An 18,134-nucleotide genomic window follows, 5' to 3' on the forward strand; every position below is an offset into this window, starting at 1 on the left:
ACCAGTATGGGAATGAAAGCATCGAACAAAATCGCGACCTTCTTCAAGTATTTCGTCCTGATCCTGGTCGGCATCATCATGATCTATCCCCTGCTGTGGATGATCAGTGCTACCTTTAAGGACAACAGCGAGATCTTTGCAGGCATCAGCCTGTGGATCAAGCACCCCACTCTGGATGGCTACCGCGGCGCACTGAACAACTTCGGCGGTTCCATCAACATCCTGCAGGCCATGCTGAACACCTACAGCTACGTCATCCCCAAGGTGATCTGCACGGTGGTCTCCGCCTGTGTGGCTGCCTACGGCTTTGGCCGCTTCGATTTCCCCGGCCGTAAGCTGATGTTCAACATCATGCTGGCCACCCTGTTCCTGCCGCAGGTCGTTCTGAATGTGCCGCAGTACCTGCTGTACAACAAGTTCGGCTGGCTGGACAGCCCCTTCTATCTGGCTATCTGGGTGCACTGCGCATTTGCGACCGAGACCTACTTCGTCTACCAGCTGGTGCAGTTCATGCGCAATGTCCCCCGTGATCTGGACGAAGCCGCTGCCATCGACGGCTGCTCCTCCTTCCAGACCCTGTACAAGGTCATCGTGCCCATGCTTGGCCCCGCTCTGGTGTCCTGCGCACTGTTCCAATTCATGTGGAGCTGCAACGACTTCATGGGTCCGCTGCTTTACGTCAGCACTCCCGGTAAGTACCCGATGTCCCTGTTCGTCAAGCTGTCCATGGACGGTGATACCGGTTTCGCCTGGAACAAGATCCTTGCTCTGTCCCTCATCTCCATCCTGCCGCAGCTGATCGTCTTCTTCTGTGCACAGGACCAGTTCGTTGAAGGTATCTCTGCCGGTGCCGTCAAGGGCTAAGCCCTTTCCCCGCACAGCATAAGATCATCTGATACAAACAAACACCCCCTGTGCCGTTCCCGTAGATGGCGCAGGGGGTGTTTCTTATTTCTTATGTCCTTTGCGGTACTGCAGTGGGCCAGTACCCATCACCTCGCGGAACACCCGGCGGAAATGGGCGGCGCTGGCAAAGCCGGTCTGCTCGGCCACCGCACTGATGGAAAGCTCAGTTGTTTCCAGCAGCTTCTGGGCCGCTTCGATGCGGCGGTTGTTGATGTAATCCACGATGGACTGGCCCGTTACCCGCCGGAACAAACGGCTCAGGTAGTAGGGCGAAAGATAAAACTGCGCCGCCACCTCGGTGAGGGAAAACTTCTGCCGGTAATTGGCCGCAAGGTAGGCGCAGATCTGCTCCACCGTTTCGTTGTGGGGACGCGCCACAGCGCTGCTCTCGGCAATGCACTCCTGCTCCACATAGTGCAGGATCAGCAGCAGGTACAGCGGGCCGGGGTAATCCTGCTCGGTGCTGGCGCTGGCCATCATTTCCAGCAGGGTACGGATGCGGCTCTGCCACTGCACCGGTGCATACAGCACTGTGCGCTCCCCGGGCGCAAACAGGCGGCCGAAATCCCGCCCGGCTGTGTTTTTCAAATCATGCAGCATCCCCAGCGGAAAGTGGCACCCCACGATCTGCGGCACGGCGCTGCCGGTCTGTGCAAAGCGGCAGCCGCCGGGGCCAAGCAGCACGGCGCTGCCGGGGTTTACCAGCACATTCCCGCCCTCGTATTCCAGCGTGACGCTGCCCTCCGACACCAGCAGCAGATAGCAGGTGTCCTCATCCGGCGGCAGCTCGTAGCGGCCAATATTCAGGCGCAGGGTGGCAGCGGCCACCTTGCCGGTGATCTTTTCACGTTCTGATCTCATAGGTAACTCCTTCAGTCGCGGCTGATGCCGCGCCAGCTCCCTCAAAGAGGGAGCCTCTGGCGAAGAGGAAAAGCTTTCCGGTATGCCAAAGCCTCCATCACGGATGGAAGTGGCAAACCCGCGAGGGTTCGACGGAAGGGGTTCCCTTCATTCTAATCTTTATCATATCATGTCCGCTTCCTGCGGGCAAGACAAAACCATCAGGAGGTTCTCCCATGAATCTGTCGCTTATCCGTTCCATGACGCGCAGCGCTGTTTTCGAGCTGGAAAACGGCCTGTGCTATCGTCCGGCCCACCCGTTCACCGTTACCCTGAACGGCAAGACCGTCTACGAAGCCTGCCAGACCAACGTGTTCTCCCTGTTCTCCCTGCTGCCCGGCACGGAGTACACGGTGGGTGTGCAGGCCGAGGGCGAAAGCCTGACCTGCACCTTTACCACCGAGGCCGAGACCTTCTTTGTGGATGCTTCCCGCTACGGTCTGGTGGCCGACGGCACCACGGACAACACCCTCAAGCTGCAGGCGGCTCTTTCCACCTGCCCCAAGGGCGGCACAGTGTACGTGCCCGCAGGCCGCTACCGCACCTGCAGCCTGTTCCTGAAAAGCAACACCACCCTCTATCTTGAAAAGGGCGCTGTGCTGCTGGGCGACAATGACCGCGCCCACTACCCCATCCTGCCCGGCGTGATCCCCAGCGAGAACGAGGTGGATGAATACTACCTGACCGGCTGGGAGGGCAATCCCCTGAGCAGCTTTGCGGGTCTGTTGAACATCACGCAGGTGCACGATGTCGTTGTGACCGGCGAGGGCACGCTGGACTGCGATGCCGAGAACGGCGACTGGTGGGTAACGCCCAAGATCAAGCGCATCGCATGGCGGCCCCGCGCTGTGGCTGCTGTGGACAGCGAGAACATCTGCCTGCACGGCATCACGGTGCAGAACAGCTATTCGTGGACGATCCACCCCATCTTTGTCAAGCACCTTGACCTGCTGAACTTCAACATCAACAATCCTTACAATGCCCCCAACACCGACGGCATCGACCCCGAAAGCTGCGAATATATCCGCATCATCGGCGTGAACATCCATGTGGGCGACGACTGCATTGCCATGAAGGCCAGCAAGGTATTCCTTGGCATGAAGCTGAAAAAGAGCTGTGAGCACACCGTTATCCGCAACTGCCTGTTGGACAAAGGCCATGGCGGCATCGTCATTGGCAGCGAGATGAGCGGCGGTGTGAAGGATATGGTGGTCACCCAGTGCCTGATGGACCACACCGACCGCGGCCTGCGCGTCAAGACCCGCCGTGGCCGCGGCAACACCGCCGTCATCGACGGGCTGGTGTTCCGCAACGTGGAGATGCGCGGTGTCAAGGCACCCTTCGTCATCAACATGTTCTACTTCTGCGACCCGGACGGCCACGGCCCCTATGTGCAGTGCCGCGATGCCATGCCCGTGGACGAGTACACCCCGAAGCTGGGCAGCCTGACCATGGAGGACATCGTCGCCACCGACGCTCAGTTCGCGGGATGCTACTTCGACGGCCTGCCGGAGCAGCCCATTGAGCGCGTTTCCATGAAGAACGTCACGATCACCTTTGACCCCAATGCCGAGGCCGGTCAGGCCGCTATGGCGGATAACCGCCCTCTGGTGAAGAAGCTGGCCATCTACGCCGAGAACGTCAAGGAGATCGACCTGCACAACGTGAAGATCGAGGGCTACGAGGGCGAACGCCTGCACTTTGCAAATGTCGGCCATTTTGAGGAGGACTGATACCATGACCCATGAAGAAATTCTTGCCATGCTGGGCGATTACGTGGACTACCTGATCGCCAATTCCAGCGCCGAAGCACCCATGTGGAACATCGAGAAGGTGCGCAGCGGCAAGCCCAACAAGTGGAACTACATCGACGGCTGCATGATCACGGCCTGCCTGAGCCTGTACAAGACCACCGGCGACGAGAAGTACCTGCGCTTTTCCAAGAACTTCATCGACTGGTTCGTGCAGGAGGATGGCTCCATCAAGACCTACGACCCCAAGGAGTACAATCTGGATAACGTGAATCAGGGCAAAAACCTGTTCACCCTGTACGATATCTTTGGGGATGAAAAGTACCGCAAGGCCATCGAGACCATCCGCAGCCAGCTGGCCACCCAGCCCCGCACCAAAGAGGGGAATTTCTGGCACAAGGACATCTACCCGTGGCAGGTGTGGCTGGACGGCACCTACATGGCCCAGCCCTTCTACATGGAATACGAGACCCGCTTCAATAAGATGCAGGGCTGCATCGACAGCTACAAACAGTTCATGAATATCAAAAAGCACATGCGGGACGAAAAGACCGGCCTGTACTACCACGGCTACGATGAGAGCCGCCAGATGTACTGGGCCGACCCCGTCACCGGCTGCAGCCCCAACTTCTGGCTGCGTGCCATGGGCTGGTTCATGGTGGCGATGGTAGATGTGCTGGAGCGGATGGACGAGCAGCTGTACAATGAGTACCGCGGCATCATGGCAATGCTCAAGCAGACCATTGAGGATGTGCACAAATTCCAGGACGAGGAGACCGGCATGTTCTGGCAGGTGATGGACCACCCCGGTGTGGAGGGCAACTACCTCGAGACCAGCGGCACCGCTCTGTTCGCTTACGCCGTGCTCAAGGGCGTGCGTCTGGGCTACCTGCCTAAACGCATGGCCGCATGGGCCGAAAAGGCCTTCTACGGCACCTGCGACAAGTACCTCTCCAAGAACCCGGATGGCAGTCTGCAGCTGGACGGCATCTGCCTGGTGGCGGGTCTTGGCGGCAAGGATCACCGCGACGGCTCTCTGGCCTACTACTTCAGCGAGCCGGTGGTCTGCAACGATGCCAAGGGTGTCGGCCCGCTGGTGCTGGCTTACACCGAAATGATCGCACGCAAGTAAACTGCATATCGTGGGCGGGCAGCTTTCTTGCCGGACACGAGTCGGGCCATTCCATCGCCCGCAGGGCTGTTGCAAAACAGCGTCTCTTTAAAATGTTGAAAACAGCCGCATTCACCGTACAAAACGGGCAGAACGCTGAAAACTCAAAGGCAGATCTCAAAAAAAAATGAGATAGGCAGCCCCTTTCGGGGAAGTCTATCTCATTTTTTCGTTGGGGCTGTTTTGCAACAGCCCCTTCTCTATGGAAAGAGGTTCAACATGAATTCTCGAAGATGTCTTATCAGAACTTGAACAGGTTCACGATGCGCTGCCACAGGCGGGTAAAGATATTGCCTTCCTTCACCGTCTCAGTCACGGCTGCAGTGGTGTCAGCAGCAGCCACGGTTTCAGCGGTCTTGTAGACGAACTTCACGCTGCTCTCGGCATCGTCCGGTGCACCGGCAAAGCTGGTGTAGTCGTTCAGGCGGTCGGTCATCTCGTCCAGCACGGTCTTCAGGCCATGGAGCTGATCCTGATCCAGCGCGCCGGTCAGCTTGGAGATGCCTTCCTCGTTGAACTGGTTCAGACCGTCGTTCAGCCGGCCTGCGCCGTCATTCAACTGACCTGCACCGGTGTTCAGGGTGTTCACGCCGTCATACAGGGTCTTGGTGCCTGCAGCCAGCTGTGCGCTGCCATCCTTTGCGGAGTGGGCACCGTCCGCAGCGGTCTGCACGCCTGCGGTGTACTGGTTCACGCTGGAAACAAAGAACTGGATCTGAGAAAGGCTGGTCTTCAGGGCGCGGACATCGGCCATATCCTGACTGTTCTCCACCTGATACTTCAGCTCGGCCTTGGCGGTGTTCTTTGCATCGGCATTGGTCACCATCTCCAGAGCGCCGGTCAGCATGGAAGCGTCAAAGTTCTGCATCAGCTTGAGGGCTGCTTCCAGATCGTGGTTCGTCTTGGTCGCGGACAGATACAGGGCCAGATCCAGCTGGCTGTCCTTGAAGCTAGGAGCCTGCTCCCAGATGGTGCGCACCATCTTTTTGCGGCCGGCAGCAAGGGTCTTATCGTTCATGGTGAGGATGTTGTCGATCACAGCCTCGTAGTTCGACCATGTCATGTCCTCGTCGATCAGGCCGCCTTCCTTCAGGGTCTTGTTGGCAGAAGCCAGCACACCGTCCGCCACCTGCTGCGCACCGGCGTTCAGTGCTGCATTGTTGGCGCTCAGGGTGTCCAGACCGTTGGTCAGCTGGCCAAGGCCGTCGTCCAGAGCGGCAGCACCGTTGTTCAGGGTGTTGGCACCGTCCAGCAGGGCCAGAACACCGCCTGCCAGCTGAGAGGTGCCGTCCACCAGCTGGGAAGCGCCGTCCATGAGCTGGCTCATGGCATCGTTCAGCTGGTTGATGCCGTCGGTCAGGTCGTTGATGCTGCTCAGGTCGAACACGTTGCTCGTGCCCAGAGCGGCCGTGCTGGTAGCGCAGGCTACCATGACCTGCGGGCAGGTAAAGTCTTCCACATCGGCTTCCACCGTCACGGTGTCCTGCAGATAGTCTTCGATGCTGTTCACCTCATCGGGCAGCAAGCCGGACAGGGAATCCTTCACGCCCGGCAGGGTGACAAAGGCGGCAACGCTGCTTTTGGCGGCGCTTTCGATCATACCGTGTTCTGCGGTCACGTTGGAAGCATCCCCGCCCAGAATGACGCCCACAGCGGTGATCAGCGGAGTGACGATGGTGCGGTCCTTGCCGTTCACGTTCACGGTGCCGGTCTCGTTGTTCTTCAGGTTGACGGTCACAGTCAGGTGGCCGCTCTTGCCAATGATGTCCTCAAGGGCGGCTTCCTGACCGTCCAGAGCGTAGGTCACCTTCACATCGATGGGCAGGGCCTTGTCGGTATTGCCCTTGTAGTAAACATCGGTGTCGTTGGTGTTCCACACCAGCTCTTCCCCGTTCTGGGTGAACTCGGCATCGCTCTCAGTGTTCTGGATGTCGGTCAGGGTGGTCTTGTCGGTGACGTTTGCAAGGCCGGAGGCGCTGTACAGGTGCTCGCTGACGGTGGTGCTCTTGATGGAGCCGTCGCCGTTCATCACAGCATAGACGGTCTCGGATTTGGAAAAGCTGCTCTTACCAGCTGCAAATGCGGGCATTGCACAGCCTGCGGCGAGGGTGAGAGCCAGCGCCGCACTGGCGAAACGAAGCGATTTTTTCATAACGTAATTACTCCTTTTCAGACTTCTTGGCGTTGGCGGATTCGGGTACCATCCACTTGAGGGTGGTGTGGCGGATGATCCAGTCGCACAGCATCAGGGCTGCGGGCAGCATCACCAGGATGACCACCATGCTGATCAGTGCGCCGCGGGAGATCAGCAGGCAGATGCTCTTCAGCAGCTCCATCTTACTGATGGCAGCCACACCGACGGTGGCGGCAAAGAAGGTCAGGCCGCTGGTCAGGATGGACTGACTGCAGTGCTCCAGCGACTGCTGGGCGGCTTCCTTCGGGGTGCGGCCAAAGGCGCGCTCCTCGTGGTAACGGGTGGTCATCAGGATGGAGTAGTCCACGGTAGCACCCAGCTGGATGGTGCCAATGACGATGCTTGCAATGAAGGGCAGCTGCGTACCGGTGAAGTACGGGATGCCCATGTTGATGGCGATGGCGGCTTCAATGCTGGCCACCAGCAGCGCCGGGATGGAAATGCTCTTGAAGGAAACGGCGATGATGACCAGAACGGCCATGATGGACCAGACGTTGACGTTCTTGAAGTCTACGTCTGCCACTTCGATCAGGTCCTTGGTCATGGCACCCTCGCCGGTGATGACGCCCTCGGGGTCAACGGTCTTGATGAGGGAAATCATCTCGTCCAGCTGGTTGTTGATGGCATCCGTGCCGGTCTTATAGGAGCTGTTGGCAAGGATCAGCTTGTAGCCGCCGGACTGCAGGATCTCCATGATGCTGTCGGGAAGCAGCTCGGTCTGGAAGCCCGGGCCGGTGATGGAATCCAGACTCACGACCTGCGTAATGCCATCCACGTCCTTGAGTTCATCGCACAGGTCGCTCACCTCGGTGGCGGTCAGATCGTCATGCACCAGAATGAAGTGGCTGGTGGTCATGCCGAAGTCCTCGCCCAGCTTGTTGGTGCCCACGATGCCGGTCAGGTCCTGCGGCAGGGAGTCGAACAGAGTGTAGTAGACCTCGGTCTTGTTCTGCGCGATGGCAAAGGGGATGAGGATGAGGATAAAGATAACCACGATGGGCACCGAGTGATTGGAGACAAAGTAGCTGAGCTTTTTCAGCTTGGGGATCACGGTGCGGTGCTTGTACTTTTCCACCCATTTATCAAAGGTAAGGATCAGGGAGGGCAGGATGACCACGGTGCAGATGACACCGAGGGCAACGCCCTTTGCCATGACAAGGCCGATATCGCGGCCCAGCGTCAGGCGCATGGCACACAGTGCAAGGAAGCCTGCAATGGTGGTCAGGCTGGAAGCAGAGATGGAAGTCATGGTCTTGCAGATGGCGCTGGTCATGGCCTCCTCGTTGGAAGAGCGCAGCTCCTTCTCTTCCTGATAGCGGTGCAGCAGGAAGATGGAGAAGTCCATCGTGACACCCAGCTGCAGCACGGTGGCCAGCGCTTCGGTGATGTAGCTGATCTGGCCCAGAAAGATGTTGGTGCCGAAGTTGTACGCAATGGGGAACAAAAGACCCAGCATGAACAGCAGCGGGGTGATGGTGCTTTCCAGCGAAAGGAACAGCACCAGAAGGCTGGCACCCACGGCGATCAGGATGTACATGGGCATTTCCTGATTGACCAGTGCCTTGGTGTCCTGCAGGATAACGCTCATACCGCCGAAGAAGCAGTCCTTGCGCAGCAGCTTTTCGATCTGAGCGACGGCTTCCATGGTCTCGTCGCTGGCGCTGGGGGCGTCAAAGCGGACGATCAGCATGGTGGAATCGTTCTTGCCGAACATGAACTGCTGCACATCGGCGGGCAGCATCTCGGTGGGGATGCTGGGGTCGATCACATCGCTGAGCCAGAAGGTCTGGGTCACGCCGGGAACAGCCTCGATGTTCTTCTTCATGGCGATCAGTTCGTTTGTGGGTAAGCCTTCTACCGTGATCATACCGGTGGAGGCCAGATGGAAATCGTCCTCAAGGGCTACCTCGCCGATCATGGAGTCCAGATCCTGCGGCAGGTAGGTGAGGATGTCATAGTTGATGCGGGTAGCAATTGCGCCGATTGCGGAAGGGATCAACAGCAGGAATGCTACTGTCAGGATCAGCTTGCGCAGCCGCACAATGCCCTGTGCGATCTTTTTCATGAGAACCCTCCATAGAAAATGGTTAAAAATCTTAGTAAAATGACTGGTGGTCATTTCCAAGCAAACACTATTATAACCATGACAAACCGGGTGTCAAGTACAAAAATGACCAGAAGTCAGTTTTCTTATCAACTGCCTGAAATTGTATAGCTTTTTTGACTTGCACTATCGGGAAAGGACTGCTAAAATGATTGAGACAACACAAATGAGCGAATGAAACCGAGCGGAAAAGAGGAATCGTCAGGGAATATGGGTACCGTGGAGGGCAAAAAGCAGGAGAAGCGCCGGGCACTGCTGGAGGCAGCCTATGATCTGTTTCTGGAGCGAGGTGCCGCAAAAACCAGCGTAGAGGATATCACCAGCCGGGCCAAGGTGGCCAAGGGCACCTTTTATCTGTATTTTCAGGATAAAGGTGCGGTGATGCAGGCGCTGCTGGGCCGGGTGAGCTACCAGCTGCTGAGCAACGCGTGCGAAGCGGTGGAAAAGCAGACAGAGCTCGAAAACTTCCCGGACAAGATGGTGGCGGTGATCGACCACATCATCGAAGCACTACGGAAGGATACGCTGGTGCTCAAGTTTCTGGAGCACAACTTCATATGGCCGGGGCTGGACCAGATCGAAGCCAGCCGCGAAGCCGAGCCGCTGATGCGCAAGCTGCTGAATGTGGTGCTGACCAGCCCGGAAATGGCCGGCCGCACCGAGCGGGAGATCTACCAGCGCATCACGGCACTGGGCAGCATGTGCATGTCGGTGTGCTATTCCAGCGTGCTGGAGGGCAAACCCGATGATATTGAAGCCATGAAGCCGGTGCTGTACGATATCGTCCGCAGGTCGCTGAAGGCGGAAAAATAAAAAATCACAGAAAAGTATTGCTTTTTTGCACAGGCTGTGGTAAACTATTCAAGTCGATATGACTTATGGACGGTTAGCTCAGCTGGTAGAGCATCTGCTTGACGTGCAGGAGGTCACAGGTTCGAGTCCTGTACCGTCCACCAAATGCAAGGCCGTTTATCTGAAAAGATAAGCGGCTTTTTCTTGTATCTACGTGCTTTTTGATATGCAAAAGTGAAGCGGATTCACTTTTGCATATTGATAATGAAACGTGTGGGAGGCCCCCTTTTCAGTCGTTTGTAGCAAGTTTGTAGCAGATCTGTAGCAAAATTCGGAGAGGAACGGCAAAATGGCTCTGAAAACCCGATTTTTGCAGATTTTGGGGTGTAAAATTTTATCCTTGAATTTTGTACAGAATGACGACGGTGCTTTTCATTCGGATTCTGATGCCGTATAATAAAGAAAAAGATCATGGATGAAAGGAGAAATCGCTGTGCGCTACACCATCAGGCATTTTGATTTGCCACTGCTTACCTTTGAAGCAAACATGGACAGTGCAGATACTGACCTCCATATTATAAAGGTCTACGAAGAAAACCGTTCCTTTTTACCTTTGAACCTGACTGTATCAGAAGATGGTGTAGAACGCTGGCTGCGGCATCGCACAATTCCGAAGAACCGAGCGTATGTAGATGCTCTGCTCTCTAAGGTGGGGCTTTCTTTGAATCGTCCGCTGGGAATTATCACCGTCTGCAAAGGACTTTCACTCAATGATTGCTTTTGGGTAGATGCAGAGGGTTCCGGGGATACTTTTGAAAAAGTAAATCTTTACGATAACCGATTCAGTCAGGTGCTGGCCGCAATTGCCTTTACAGGATATGGCAGCAGCATACGAACTTCGCTTGCGTCCTGCCCGGAGTTCTCGACCAACGGGATGCTGCCCAAATGCTGGCGCAGGCAAAACGGAAAAATCTATCTTTATAAAGGTGGCACGTCAGGGTTCAGCAATCTGGGGTTTGAACCATACTCGGAACTGTACGCTTATCAAGTTGCACAGGTGATGGGCGTGAATGCGATTCGCTACACTCTGACGAAAGACCTGAAAAAGACGCTTTGTTCCAAGTGTGAGCTGTTCACCAGCAAAGAGTATTCTTATATTCCCATCGGACAGCTTGTGTCCAAAGGCGGAATAAAAGCAATTTTTGCGTATTATCAGACGTTAGGTCAGAACTTTGTGGATGCGCTGGAAGATATGCTGGTCTTTGATGCAATCATCTGCAATACAGACCGCCACTATGGAAATTTTGGTGTGTTGGTGGATAATAAGACCAACACGATTGCGGCACCCGCTCCGCTGTTTGACCACGGAAACTCGCTGTTCAGTCTGGGCGGAACGGATCTTTGGGACAACCAGAAAGCATTTGATGAATATGCCCGCACACTGCTTCCGCTTGCATATGATGATTTCTTTGCAGCTGCAAAGAGCGCAATGAAACCTCGTCACCGTGCGATGCTCCATAAGCTGCTGGATTTCCATTTTGACCGCAGAGCGACACGTTATAATCTGCCGCCAAATCGCTTGAAGATGATCGAAAAAGAGGTACAGCGCAGAGCAAGAGTACTTTTAGGGTGAAAAGTGGGGCGTTGGCATCGACCACAATGGCTACGCTAACCGGTATAAAATCGAATGCGACGGTTTGACCATTCTGGATTTGAACGCTCCCGGTTACACGATGCTGCATTGGCTGACGATTCTTTTGGAGAACCGCGAATTCGATACTTCTGCCCCGCTGGCCGCAGAAGCCAAAGAATACCTGATAAACACTTTTCACCTCGACTATAAGTCTGCAGATATCATCATTGGCTACAGGGCAGATGACAGCTATTTTTCCTTTGCATCCGATTTTATCAACGGCGCAATCTCTTACCGCCAGTTGTGCAATGCCATGCGCTTGGGCAAGCTGGGGCAGCAGTTCGTGCTGAAAAGCAAAGCGGCCTTTGAACAGCTGGAATTTCTCGGCTATGAGACCGCAGACTCTAAAGAATGGTATAAGAAAAAGGCCTTCCGTGACCAGACAGCCCGCCGCCAATATCTTGACGTGGAGCGCAACCGCCGTCAGAGGGGAGACCTTTATATTACCACGATTCTCGACGAGGAGATGAAGCCCAATGATCCACGCTTACGATAAAAGCTATCTTTCTGCTGCACAGAAAAATCTTGCCCGGATGTTGGATTATCTTGTCAACGATCTGCATTATCCGTTGGAGACGGCATGGCAGTGGTTTCTTATCAGTAAGATGGCTTTTCGGTTTGAACAGGGGGATTGTTCTGTGTTGGTGGGCTTGTCCGGTGTAGAACTTGCCCGCGCTGTACTGGAGCAGGCGGGCGAAGCCGTGCCTATGCAGAAACCCTCGTATGCCTACGACCGCAGCCCGGAATACTGGACAGGTTGGGCTCTTGCCTATTACCAGTGGCTGACCAGTCTGCGTTTTGCAGAGATTGAACAGGCAGTGTCTATCACGAAAGTGCGGCTGCTGTATACGCCCTACCACGAGATGGATGTACGGCAGTTTGTAGACAAGATGAACGAGTTGTACCGTGCGGCAAAGCCGGAAACAAACCTGAAAGCCATGCGCACATTGGCCGGATTGAGCCAATCGGAACTGGCAGGACAGGCTGATGTGCCTGTGCGTACCATCCAGCAGTACGAACAGCGACAGAAGGACATCAACAAAGCACAAGCAGAAACGCTGCTTCGCCTTGCGCGTGCGCTGAATTGCAACGTGGAGGATCTGATGGAGAAAGTTCCACCGCTGAATTTTATCGCAAGGCAAGAAAGTAGTGCAACATGAAAACAGCATATTTGCGATATGCAATTCAACGCTGTTGCCGTTGCATTAAAAAGTTGAATTGCAATAAATAAGAATGAAGCGATGAGACCTGACACAGATTGTGCAAACAAAAAAGAAAGCTGCCATCCATGAGAGAAAGATTCTCACGGATTGGCAGCTTTTCTCTTTGAAGTTGTTATGATTACGGCGGATTTCTATTGATGCTTTTCCCATTGATGTCATAATCGTACATTTTTCGGGTTCATTCTTGGAAACAATGCAGTCGTGAAGGAAAGGAAAGCGCAGATAGGGCGGTCGTTCTGGGAAGCAGAGCGACCTGTCGAACTTGTGTGAAACACTTCCTTACAATTTGGCTTGGTTGCTATTGCCTTCAATAAAAGAAAATGCAGAGGGAACAGTTGTTGTCCAGAGCTTTGTGACATCAAGACCATGTCGCTCCAACATAGCACGACAATCCTTGACTTTTAGTTTACAAAAGTCGGTTTTAAAGTTTCTGATACTGTTACTCTTGGTAAGTTCTGTAACGGATTTTACATCTGTACAGCGAGTAAGTTCATCTTCTAGGTTTAAGACCTGTGGCAAGAAGACGATTCGCAGCTTTCCGCAGTAGCGACGAAGTAATTCTAGATTTTTCTGGAGATTAGCTGTGACAGGAACATCCGTATCAAAAACCAATATCACAATGGTGCCAGTTTGTATAGAAAGCATTTGCGATTTTGGAATTAGGTTTTGAACAACATTAAAGACCTTTACTTTTCCGGGAACGAGTTTTGCAGGACTCTCTTTTAACGCGGCAATCAGCTGTTGTTCACAGGGGCCTTCAACATAGTAGATGCACTTACTGTTCATTAGCCCACCTCATTTCCAGTTCATCCAATAGGGAATCCTGAGGCAGAGAAGAGAACACATCGTTTTCTACTGCATTGCGTAAGGAATCTGTGTTGCGCTTCAAGACATCAGATGCGGAGATGGCAGAAACTTTATAATCATTATTCTCCAACTGCTTTCTTAAGAAAATATAGCTATGCTTTGGCAGATTCAAATCAAGCATATCCGTATTATGAGTGGTAAAAATCAATTGCTCATCATTAGAAAGCTGGTTTAACATGATGCCGAAGATACGCTTTTCGATATCGCTCTGAATATAAGAAAAGTGTTCATCGCAATAATAGAAGCTGCCTTCTTTTGCAACCATAGAGGCTAGGAACATGGCAACATCAATGCCCTCGGCCGTTCCGCTGGATAGAACATCACGGTTTAGCAGTTTTCCTTCCTGAATAATGATTTCAGTGTCATTGCGGCGAATAATAAAAGTGTCTTTTAAATCCTTAGATAGTTGGACATCTTGAAGTGTGGGATCAAGCGTGCCAATTACGGCTTGAAGAGTTTTTAGAAGAATTTTTTTGTTGTCTGTTGTCAGCTTAAGCGATTTTTCGATTTCGGGATAGGCAAAACGATATTGGAAGCTGCCAACACAATTTTTTAGGGATGTGGGTGTTTGCGTAGCTTCAGTAGTATGATCAGTCAGCTTGTCAATGCACTTCTCGTAAGAGTCCATGGTGCCAATGTCAGCGGTTTCATAGCGAATATTTACTGTAGTTTTAGCAGGAATAATAGTGGCATAGATGCGCTGCAAGCGATAATCGCCGTTGACAAAATCGATACAAAAAGTTCCATGTTCACCGGAAACCATATCATATAAAAGCGAAGAATTCCCAGAGGAAATGTATCCGAAAATACGGAGAAGAGCTTTACCGAGACTGGTTTTTCCGGTTGCATTTGCCCCCATCAAAATAACGGCCTTTTTATAACGAAAGCGTTCTCTACCAGCCAAATGTTCAGCTTCGATGATGGAATTAACGATTTTCTTTGGATAGGTAAAATTGATATTGAAATCATTGAATCCGTAAATGCGATCTAAAGTAAGGTTTAAAACAATCATTTGAACACCAGCTTTCCATTACATTGAATCCTACGAACTAATGATACCACGGATGACCTGTGATTGCAACGGATTAATCGTCGAATATAGTGTCGAAAACAGATTTGTCGGCATCGGAGTGCTATTATTCTGTTTTCTAGGTTACCTGCAAATGGTGCCTGTAAACGGTGATTACTGTTCTGGATCGGGCGCAAAGGTAAGCAAGAATGAAGCAGAGTACTCGAAAGTGAATTGTGCAAAAAAGAAAGCTGCCATCCATGAGAGAAAGATTCTCACGGATCGGCAGCTTTTCTCTTTGAAGTTGTTATGCCTTCGTTGTGGTCAGAACTTCATCATTGACCAGCTGATTGGCCTTATCAAATGCTTCGATCATCTGGGTCGCTTTCGGATGGAGATAGACTTCATCTAACGTTTTGGATTTGGGCGTGTGCCCGACAGCGCGTTTCAGGATATCCTTGTTGACGCCTGCGCGGTCACAAAGGCTGGCGTAGGTATGGCGGGTGGTGTAGGGCGTATAGGTGGCAAGCTTCCCGGCAAACTCCGGTTTGCGCTTACCATTTTCGTCGTAAGGATTCGGCTGGATGCCGATTTCCTCCAGGAAAGGATAGAACTTGCGATTACGCCAGTTCTTCTCATTCCAGAAACCGCCTTTTCCATTGGGAAAGAGCGGACCATTTTCCACAGAGGTGGCATACGCATGTTCAAAAACCGGAATGCCAAAGTCGAGAATGGGAATGATGCGGTTGCGTCCGGCCTCGGTCTTGCAGCCGCCGATCAGATAAGCACCGGATTCCGTGCGGTGAAAATCTTCGTGTTTGAAGTGCAGCAGCTCATAGATACGCACTCCGCAGGCCAGAAGAGCAATTACCATCTGCCCGGTGGGCGTGTTCTTTTGGCTCAGGATCAGCGTCACCTGTTCGTCCGTGAAAATCTCGCGTTCCGGAGATTTGCGTCCTTCGACTTTCAGGACAGATGCAAGGTTGGCATCCACGACACGCCAGCCAATGGCTGTGCGATACAGCTTACTGATAAGAGTACGCTCTTTTTCCAACATACTTTGAGACAGGCCGTTATCGGCCATCTTGTCTAAGATGTTTTGAAAGTCCTGCGCATAGAGGGCGGCAATTTTGAAGTGCCACAGCGGACGGAGATATTTCCACGCAATGTCATAGAGCTCGCGAGCCTTATCGGACCGGCCCTTATATTCACGGGACTCTTTGAACATCCGGAAGCAGTCCTGCAGGGTAGAGTCCTGATAGGGTGTAGCCGGACGCTTCATCATCTCTGCGCGGACAGCTTCTGCTTCTTCACGGGTGACGTAGGTGCCAACAGCCTTCATGACTGTAATTCCGGTGTGAGGATCAGGGATTGGCATTCGGAGCAGCCATGGCTTCCGGCGTGTTCCGGACATTCGTGTGATGCTGCCATTGCCAGACGAGGCTTTCAGCCGGGGCGATTCTCGTTTGGCTGGAACGGCAGGTGGAGCTACTGCACCGGGGGATGGCGCTGTGCCAACGGGATGACCGCAGGCAGAGCAGAATTTAGCGGTATCTGAGATTTGATGACCGCAATTTTCACAGAACATAGAATTGAACCTCCTATTGCTTTGAACTTGCTTCAAAAATGCCCCCGGCATTTGGAGGATGCCGAGGGCGGATGGTCGAATTAGTTACGGGCGCGGGAGAGCTGGTACTCCAGGCTCTGTTCAGCTGTGAGACCATTCTGGATGAAATTTACCAAATTTGGGTAAAAGATGTAGATACGTGATCCGTTCGGTACGTGACTTATGTAACCGGCGGCTACGAGATTGCGGAGACTGTGGTATGTTATATCATACCCTTCGCTCCGTGCACGACGTGCAGCACCTGTTAGTGTAAGAAAATCCTGCGGCTTATTAACCATAATTTTTCTCTCCTTTCGTAAAATGATGGAAAGCACAGGCGGCTTCAAAGTAAGAATATCTTTCTCAGATATAGGACTCTTAAAGGGCGATTAAGGGTACCAGGGAAGATCTGGCATTTTTGAGAAGTCATAACGCTCCAAAGAATGTAAATCAGGTTGTACCACCTCATATTGGGCGTTTAAAGGGGGGCTGACATAGCCACAGTTAAAAAATAGACTCTGGTCACGCAGCGTGATAGCACTACAATCGATGTATCCACAATCGCCGGAGTGGCAACATGGAGGCGCTGTAAAATAGATGGCGGGCCTCATAGTTGATAGCAGATCAGAATACTCTAGGGAGACAGGATCGTTAAAAAATCCATCTGGGATGTTCATGACAAATCCTCCTTAAAAATGATTGACAAGCGAAGCATTTAAAGCTTTACTTATATTACAAGAACACTTGGTTATAAATTTCTGCCTTTGAATGCTGGCAATGGAATCAGGTGCTCGATTTCGACAATGAAGCCGATGCAATATCTTCCAGATGACTGATGTTCACACAAATAGGAGCGCGAGTTGGTTTGGAGTCTTCTCCAATATAGATAGGGCCTTGAAAAACGCACTGCCCAACCTCCAGATTCCGTAAAAGGTCAGAAATCTCAGCCCGATGCTGTGGAGATGCGAGAAGCTCGGCATAATACTTTACTTCTAGGAGAGCAGGGTGAAAGAGAAGTTTGTGGTTTGCTTGGCAGAGCATTGTTCTTTCGGACGCGTTAAACTCACGGATACTCTGGCTGGCAAGGATCACATTCAGAGAGTATTTTCTTCCTTCTGTCAGGATTTTGCCAAGATAACAGTCCTTGTCGATGGAGAGGTTCTGCATCTCATCTATGTAGATGTAGCGTGGCGGTTGTCCTCCCTGTGATGCAGTGCGAAATTCATCGAACAGAAGCAAGTCAGCAATCACTTTCTGGAAGAGGGGTGGAAATTTGCTTAGGTTGATAATTTCGATTCCAGAATGGCGTTTAATCGGTTGATTTCGGAAGACATTGTGCCGCAGGAGCGGTGCAAGATGAGCAGATGCACTTCTTGATGCTTTCGTGTCAAATTCGTCAAGGGTTTTAAGAATTGCTGGAAAGATATCCGGATTATCGTCGAGGTTTGAGATTACATATTCCAAACTATCGGAAAAAGCAGCTGTTTCCGTGCGGCTCAATTTGATATACTTGGTTATAATATTGGAAAGCGTATAACTCAAATCTGCTGATGATTCCGTAGTTCCATCCGCATAGCGTAGTGGATTGAAGAGCGTTGTTGGAATTGGCGTGTTGTATGCATCAATTTTTGAGGACAGTTGTTCAAATGCCTTTCTGAGAATTGGAAAGATGTGCTCGGATGAAGAGGTGTTATGAATGTTGAGGTCGAGGATGCGATGTCCCTGATAAGCCTTTTGCAGCACGATACTTTGGGCAGCAACACTCTTTCCGTAGCCGGATTCACCGAGGATGACATAAGAATCGTTATCCTGTCCGGGGATACTTTTTGTGGAAACGGATAGTTCTTGGCTGCCCTCATAGTACTTTCCTATGTAGGTTTGCGATAGCATAGACATAATAATCAAACTCCTTTTTATT

15 protein-coding genes and 1 tRNA gene are annotated in these 18,134 nt (G+C 52.4%); 8 read left to right on the plus strand and 8 right to left on the minus strand.

What is annotated here, in order from left to right; all coding sequences use genetic code 11:
• The first annotated feature begins 6 nt into the window (after positions 1 to 6).
• The gene (locus GKG36_RS04605; RefSeq protein WP_097773851.1) at positions 7 to 864 is read left to right on the plus strand and encodes a carbohydrate ABC transporter permease; all 858 of its coding nucleotides are present in this window, start codon (positions 7 to 9) and stop codon (positions 862 to 864) included.
• 84 nt (positions 865 to 948) lie between these two features.
• Here the strand turns inward: GKG36_RS04605 and GKG36_RS04610 are convergent, their stop codons facing one another.
• Positions 949 to 1,767, minus strand: a complete 819-nt coding sequence (locus GKG36_RS04610; RefSeq protein ID WP_097773809.1) for an AraC family transcriptional regulator — start codon at positions 1,765 to 1,767, stop codon at positions 949 to 951.
• A 215-nt stretch (positions 1,768 to 1,982) separates the two neighbouring features.
• Here GKG36_RS04610 and GKG36_RS04615 point away from each other — a divergent pair, with 215 nt between their 5' ends.
• Together GKG36_RS04615 and GKG36_RS04620 are read left to right on the plus strand one after the other, a co-directional pair.
• On the plus strand, positions 1,983 to 3,539 hold the full coding sequence (locus tag GKG36_RS04615; RefSeq protein WP_154259431.1) for a glycoside hydrolase family 28 protein: 1,557 nt from the start codon (positions 1,983 to 1,985) through the stop codon (positions 3,537 to 3,539).
• A gap of 4 nt (positions 3,540 to 3,543) precedes the next feature.
• Positions 3,544 to 4,689, plus strand: coding sequence for a glycoside hydrolase family 88 protein (locus GKG36_RS04620; RefSeq protein WP_154256270.1), 1,146 nt, complete (start codon positions 3,544 to 3,546; stop codon positions 4,687 to 4,689).
• A gap of 280 nt (positions 4,690 to 4,969) precedes the next feature.
• Here the strand turns inward: GKG36_RS04620 and GKG36_RS04625 are convergent, their stop codons facing one another.
• Positions 4,970 to 6,880 carry a hypothetical protein gene (locus GKG36_RS04625; RefSeq protein WP_154259432.1) on the minus strand — a complete coding sequence of 637 codons (1,911 nt, stop codon included), beginning with the start codon at positions 6,878 to 6,880 and terminating at the stop codon, positions 4,970 to 4,972.
• 7 nt (positions 6,881 to 6,887) lie between these two features.
• On the minus strand, positions 6,888 to 8,987 hold the full coding sequence (locus tag GKG36_RS04630) for an MMPL family transporter (RefSeq protein ID WP_154259433.1): 2,100 nt from the start codon (positions 8,985 to 8,987) through the stop codon (positions 6,888 to 6,890).
• 249 nt (positions 8,988 to 9,236) lie between these two features.
• Here GKG36_RS04630 and GKG36_RS04635 point away from each other — a divergent pair, with 249 nt between their 5' ends.
• The 5 genes from GKG36_RS04635 (at position 9,237) to GKG36_RS04655 (ending at position 12,671) form a co-directional block, all read left to right on the plus strand.
• On the plus strand, positions 9,237 to 9,839 hold the full coding sequence (locus tag GKG36_RS04635; protein WP_154259434.1) for a TetR/AcrR family transcriptional regulator: 603 nt from the start codon (positions 9,237 to 9,239) through the stop codon (positions 9,837 to 9,839).
• A 67-nt stretch (positions 9,840 to 9,906) separates the two neighbouring features.
• Positions 9,907 to 9,982, plus strand: a tRNA-Val gene (locus tag GKG36_RS04640).
• A gap of 329 nt (positions 9,983 to 10,311) precedes the next feature.
• A complete protein-coding gene (locus GKG36_RS04645) occupies positions 10,312 to 11,451 on the plus strand; it encodes an XRE family transcriptional regulator (RefSeq protein ID WP_243145072.1) in 1,140 nt (379 codons plus the stop codon).
• Positions 11,452 to 11,467: 16 nt separating this feature from the next.
• Positions 11,468 to 12,007 carry a DUF3990 domain-containing protein gene (locus GKG36_RS04650; RefSeq protein ID WP_173012895.1) on the plus strand — a complete coding sequence of 180 codons (540 nt, stop codon included), beginning with the start codon at positions 11,468 to 11,470 and terminating at the stop codon, positions 12,005 to 12,007.
• On the plus strand, positions 11,988 to 12,671 hold the full coding sequence (locus GKG36_RS04655; RefSeq protein WP_154259440.1) for a helix-turn-helix transcriptional regulator: 684 nt from the start codon (positions 11,988 to 11,990) through the stop codon (positions 12,669 to 12,671). The genes GKG36_RS04650 and GKG36_RS04655 overlap by 20 nt, the downstream gene beginning before the upstream one ends.
• A gap of 342 nt (positions 12,672 to 13,013) precedes the next feature.
• Here the strand turns inward: GKG36_RS04655 and GKG36_RS04660 are convergent, their stop codons facing one another.
• From GKG36_RS04660 to GKG36_RS04685, 5 genes are all read right to left on the minus strand, one after another.
• Positions 13,014 to 13,520: a hypothetical protein gene (locus tag GKG36_RS04660; RefSeq protein ID WP_154259442.1), complete on the minus strand. Its 507-nt coding sequence runs from the start codon at positions 13,518 to 13,520 to the stop codon at positions 13,014 to 13,016.
• Positions 13,510 to 14,613, minus strand: coding sequence for an ATP-binding protein (locus tag GKG36_RS04665; protein ID WP_154259444.1), 1,104 nt, complete (start codon positions 14,611 to 14,613; stop codon positions 13,510 to 13,512). The genes GKG36_RS04660 and GKG36_RS04665 overlap by 11 nt, the downstream gene beginning before the upstream one ends.
• A gap of 304 nt (positions 14,614 to 14,917) precedes the next feature.
• On the minus strand, positions 14,918 to 16,198 hold the full coding sequence (locus GKG36_RS04670; protein ID WP_173012886.1) for a zinc-ribbon domain-containing protein: 1,281 nt from the start codon (positions 16,196 to 16,198) through the stop codon (positions 14,918 to 14,920).
• 407 nt (positions 16,199 to 16,605) lie between these two features.
• Positions 16,606 to 16,893 (minus strand): hypothetical protein, encoded by a 288-nt coding sequence (locus tag GKG36_RS04680; protein WP_154259446.1) that lies wholly within the window; start codon positions 16,891 to 16,893, stop codon positions 16,606 to 16,608.
• A 106-nt stretch (positions 16,894 to 16,999) separates the two neighbouring features.
• Complete coding sequence (locus GKG36_RS04685; protein ID WP_154259447.1) at positions 17,000 to 18,112, minus strand: ATP-binding protein; 1,113 nt, start codon at positions 18,110 to 18,112, stop codon at positions 17,000 to 17,002.
• Positions 18,113 to 18,134: the final 22 nt, after the last annotated feature.

This window comes from Faecalibacterium sp. BIOML-A1, assembly GCF_009679715.1.
GTDB classification, from domain to species: domain Bacteria; phylum Bacillota; class Clostridia; order Oscillospirales; family Ruminococcaceae; genus Faecalibacterium; species Faecalibacterium taiwanense.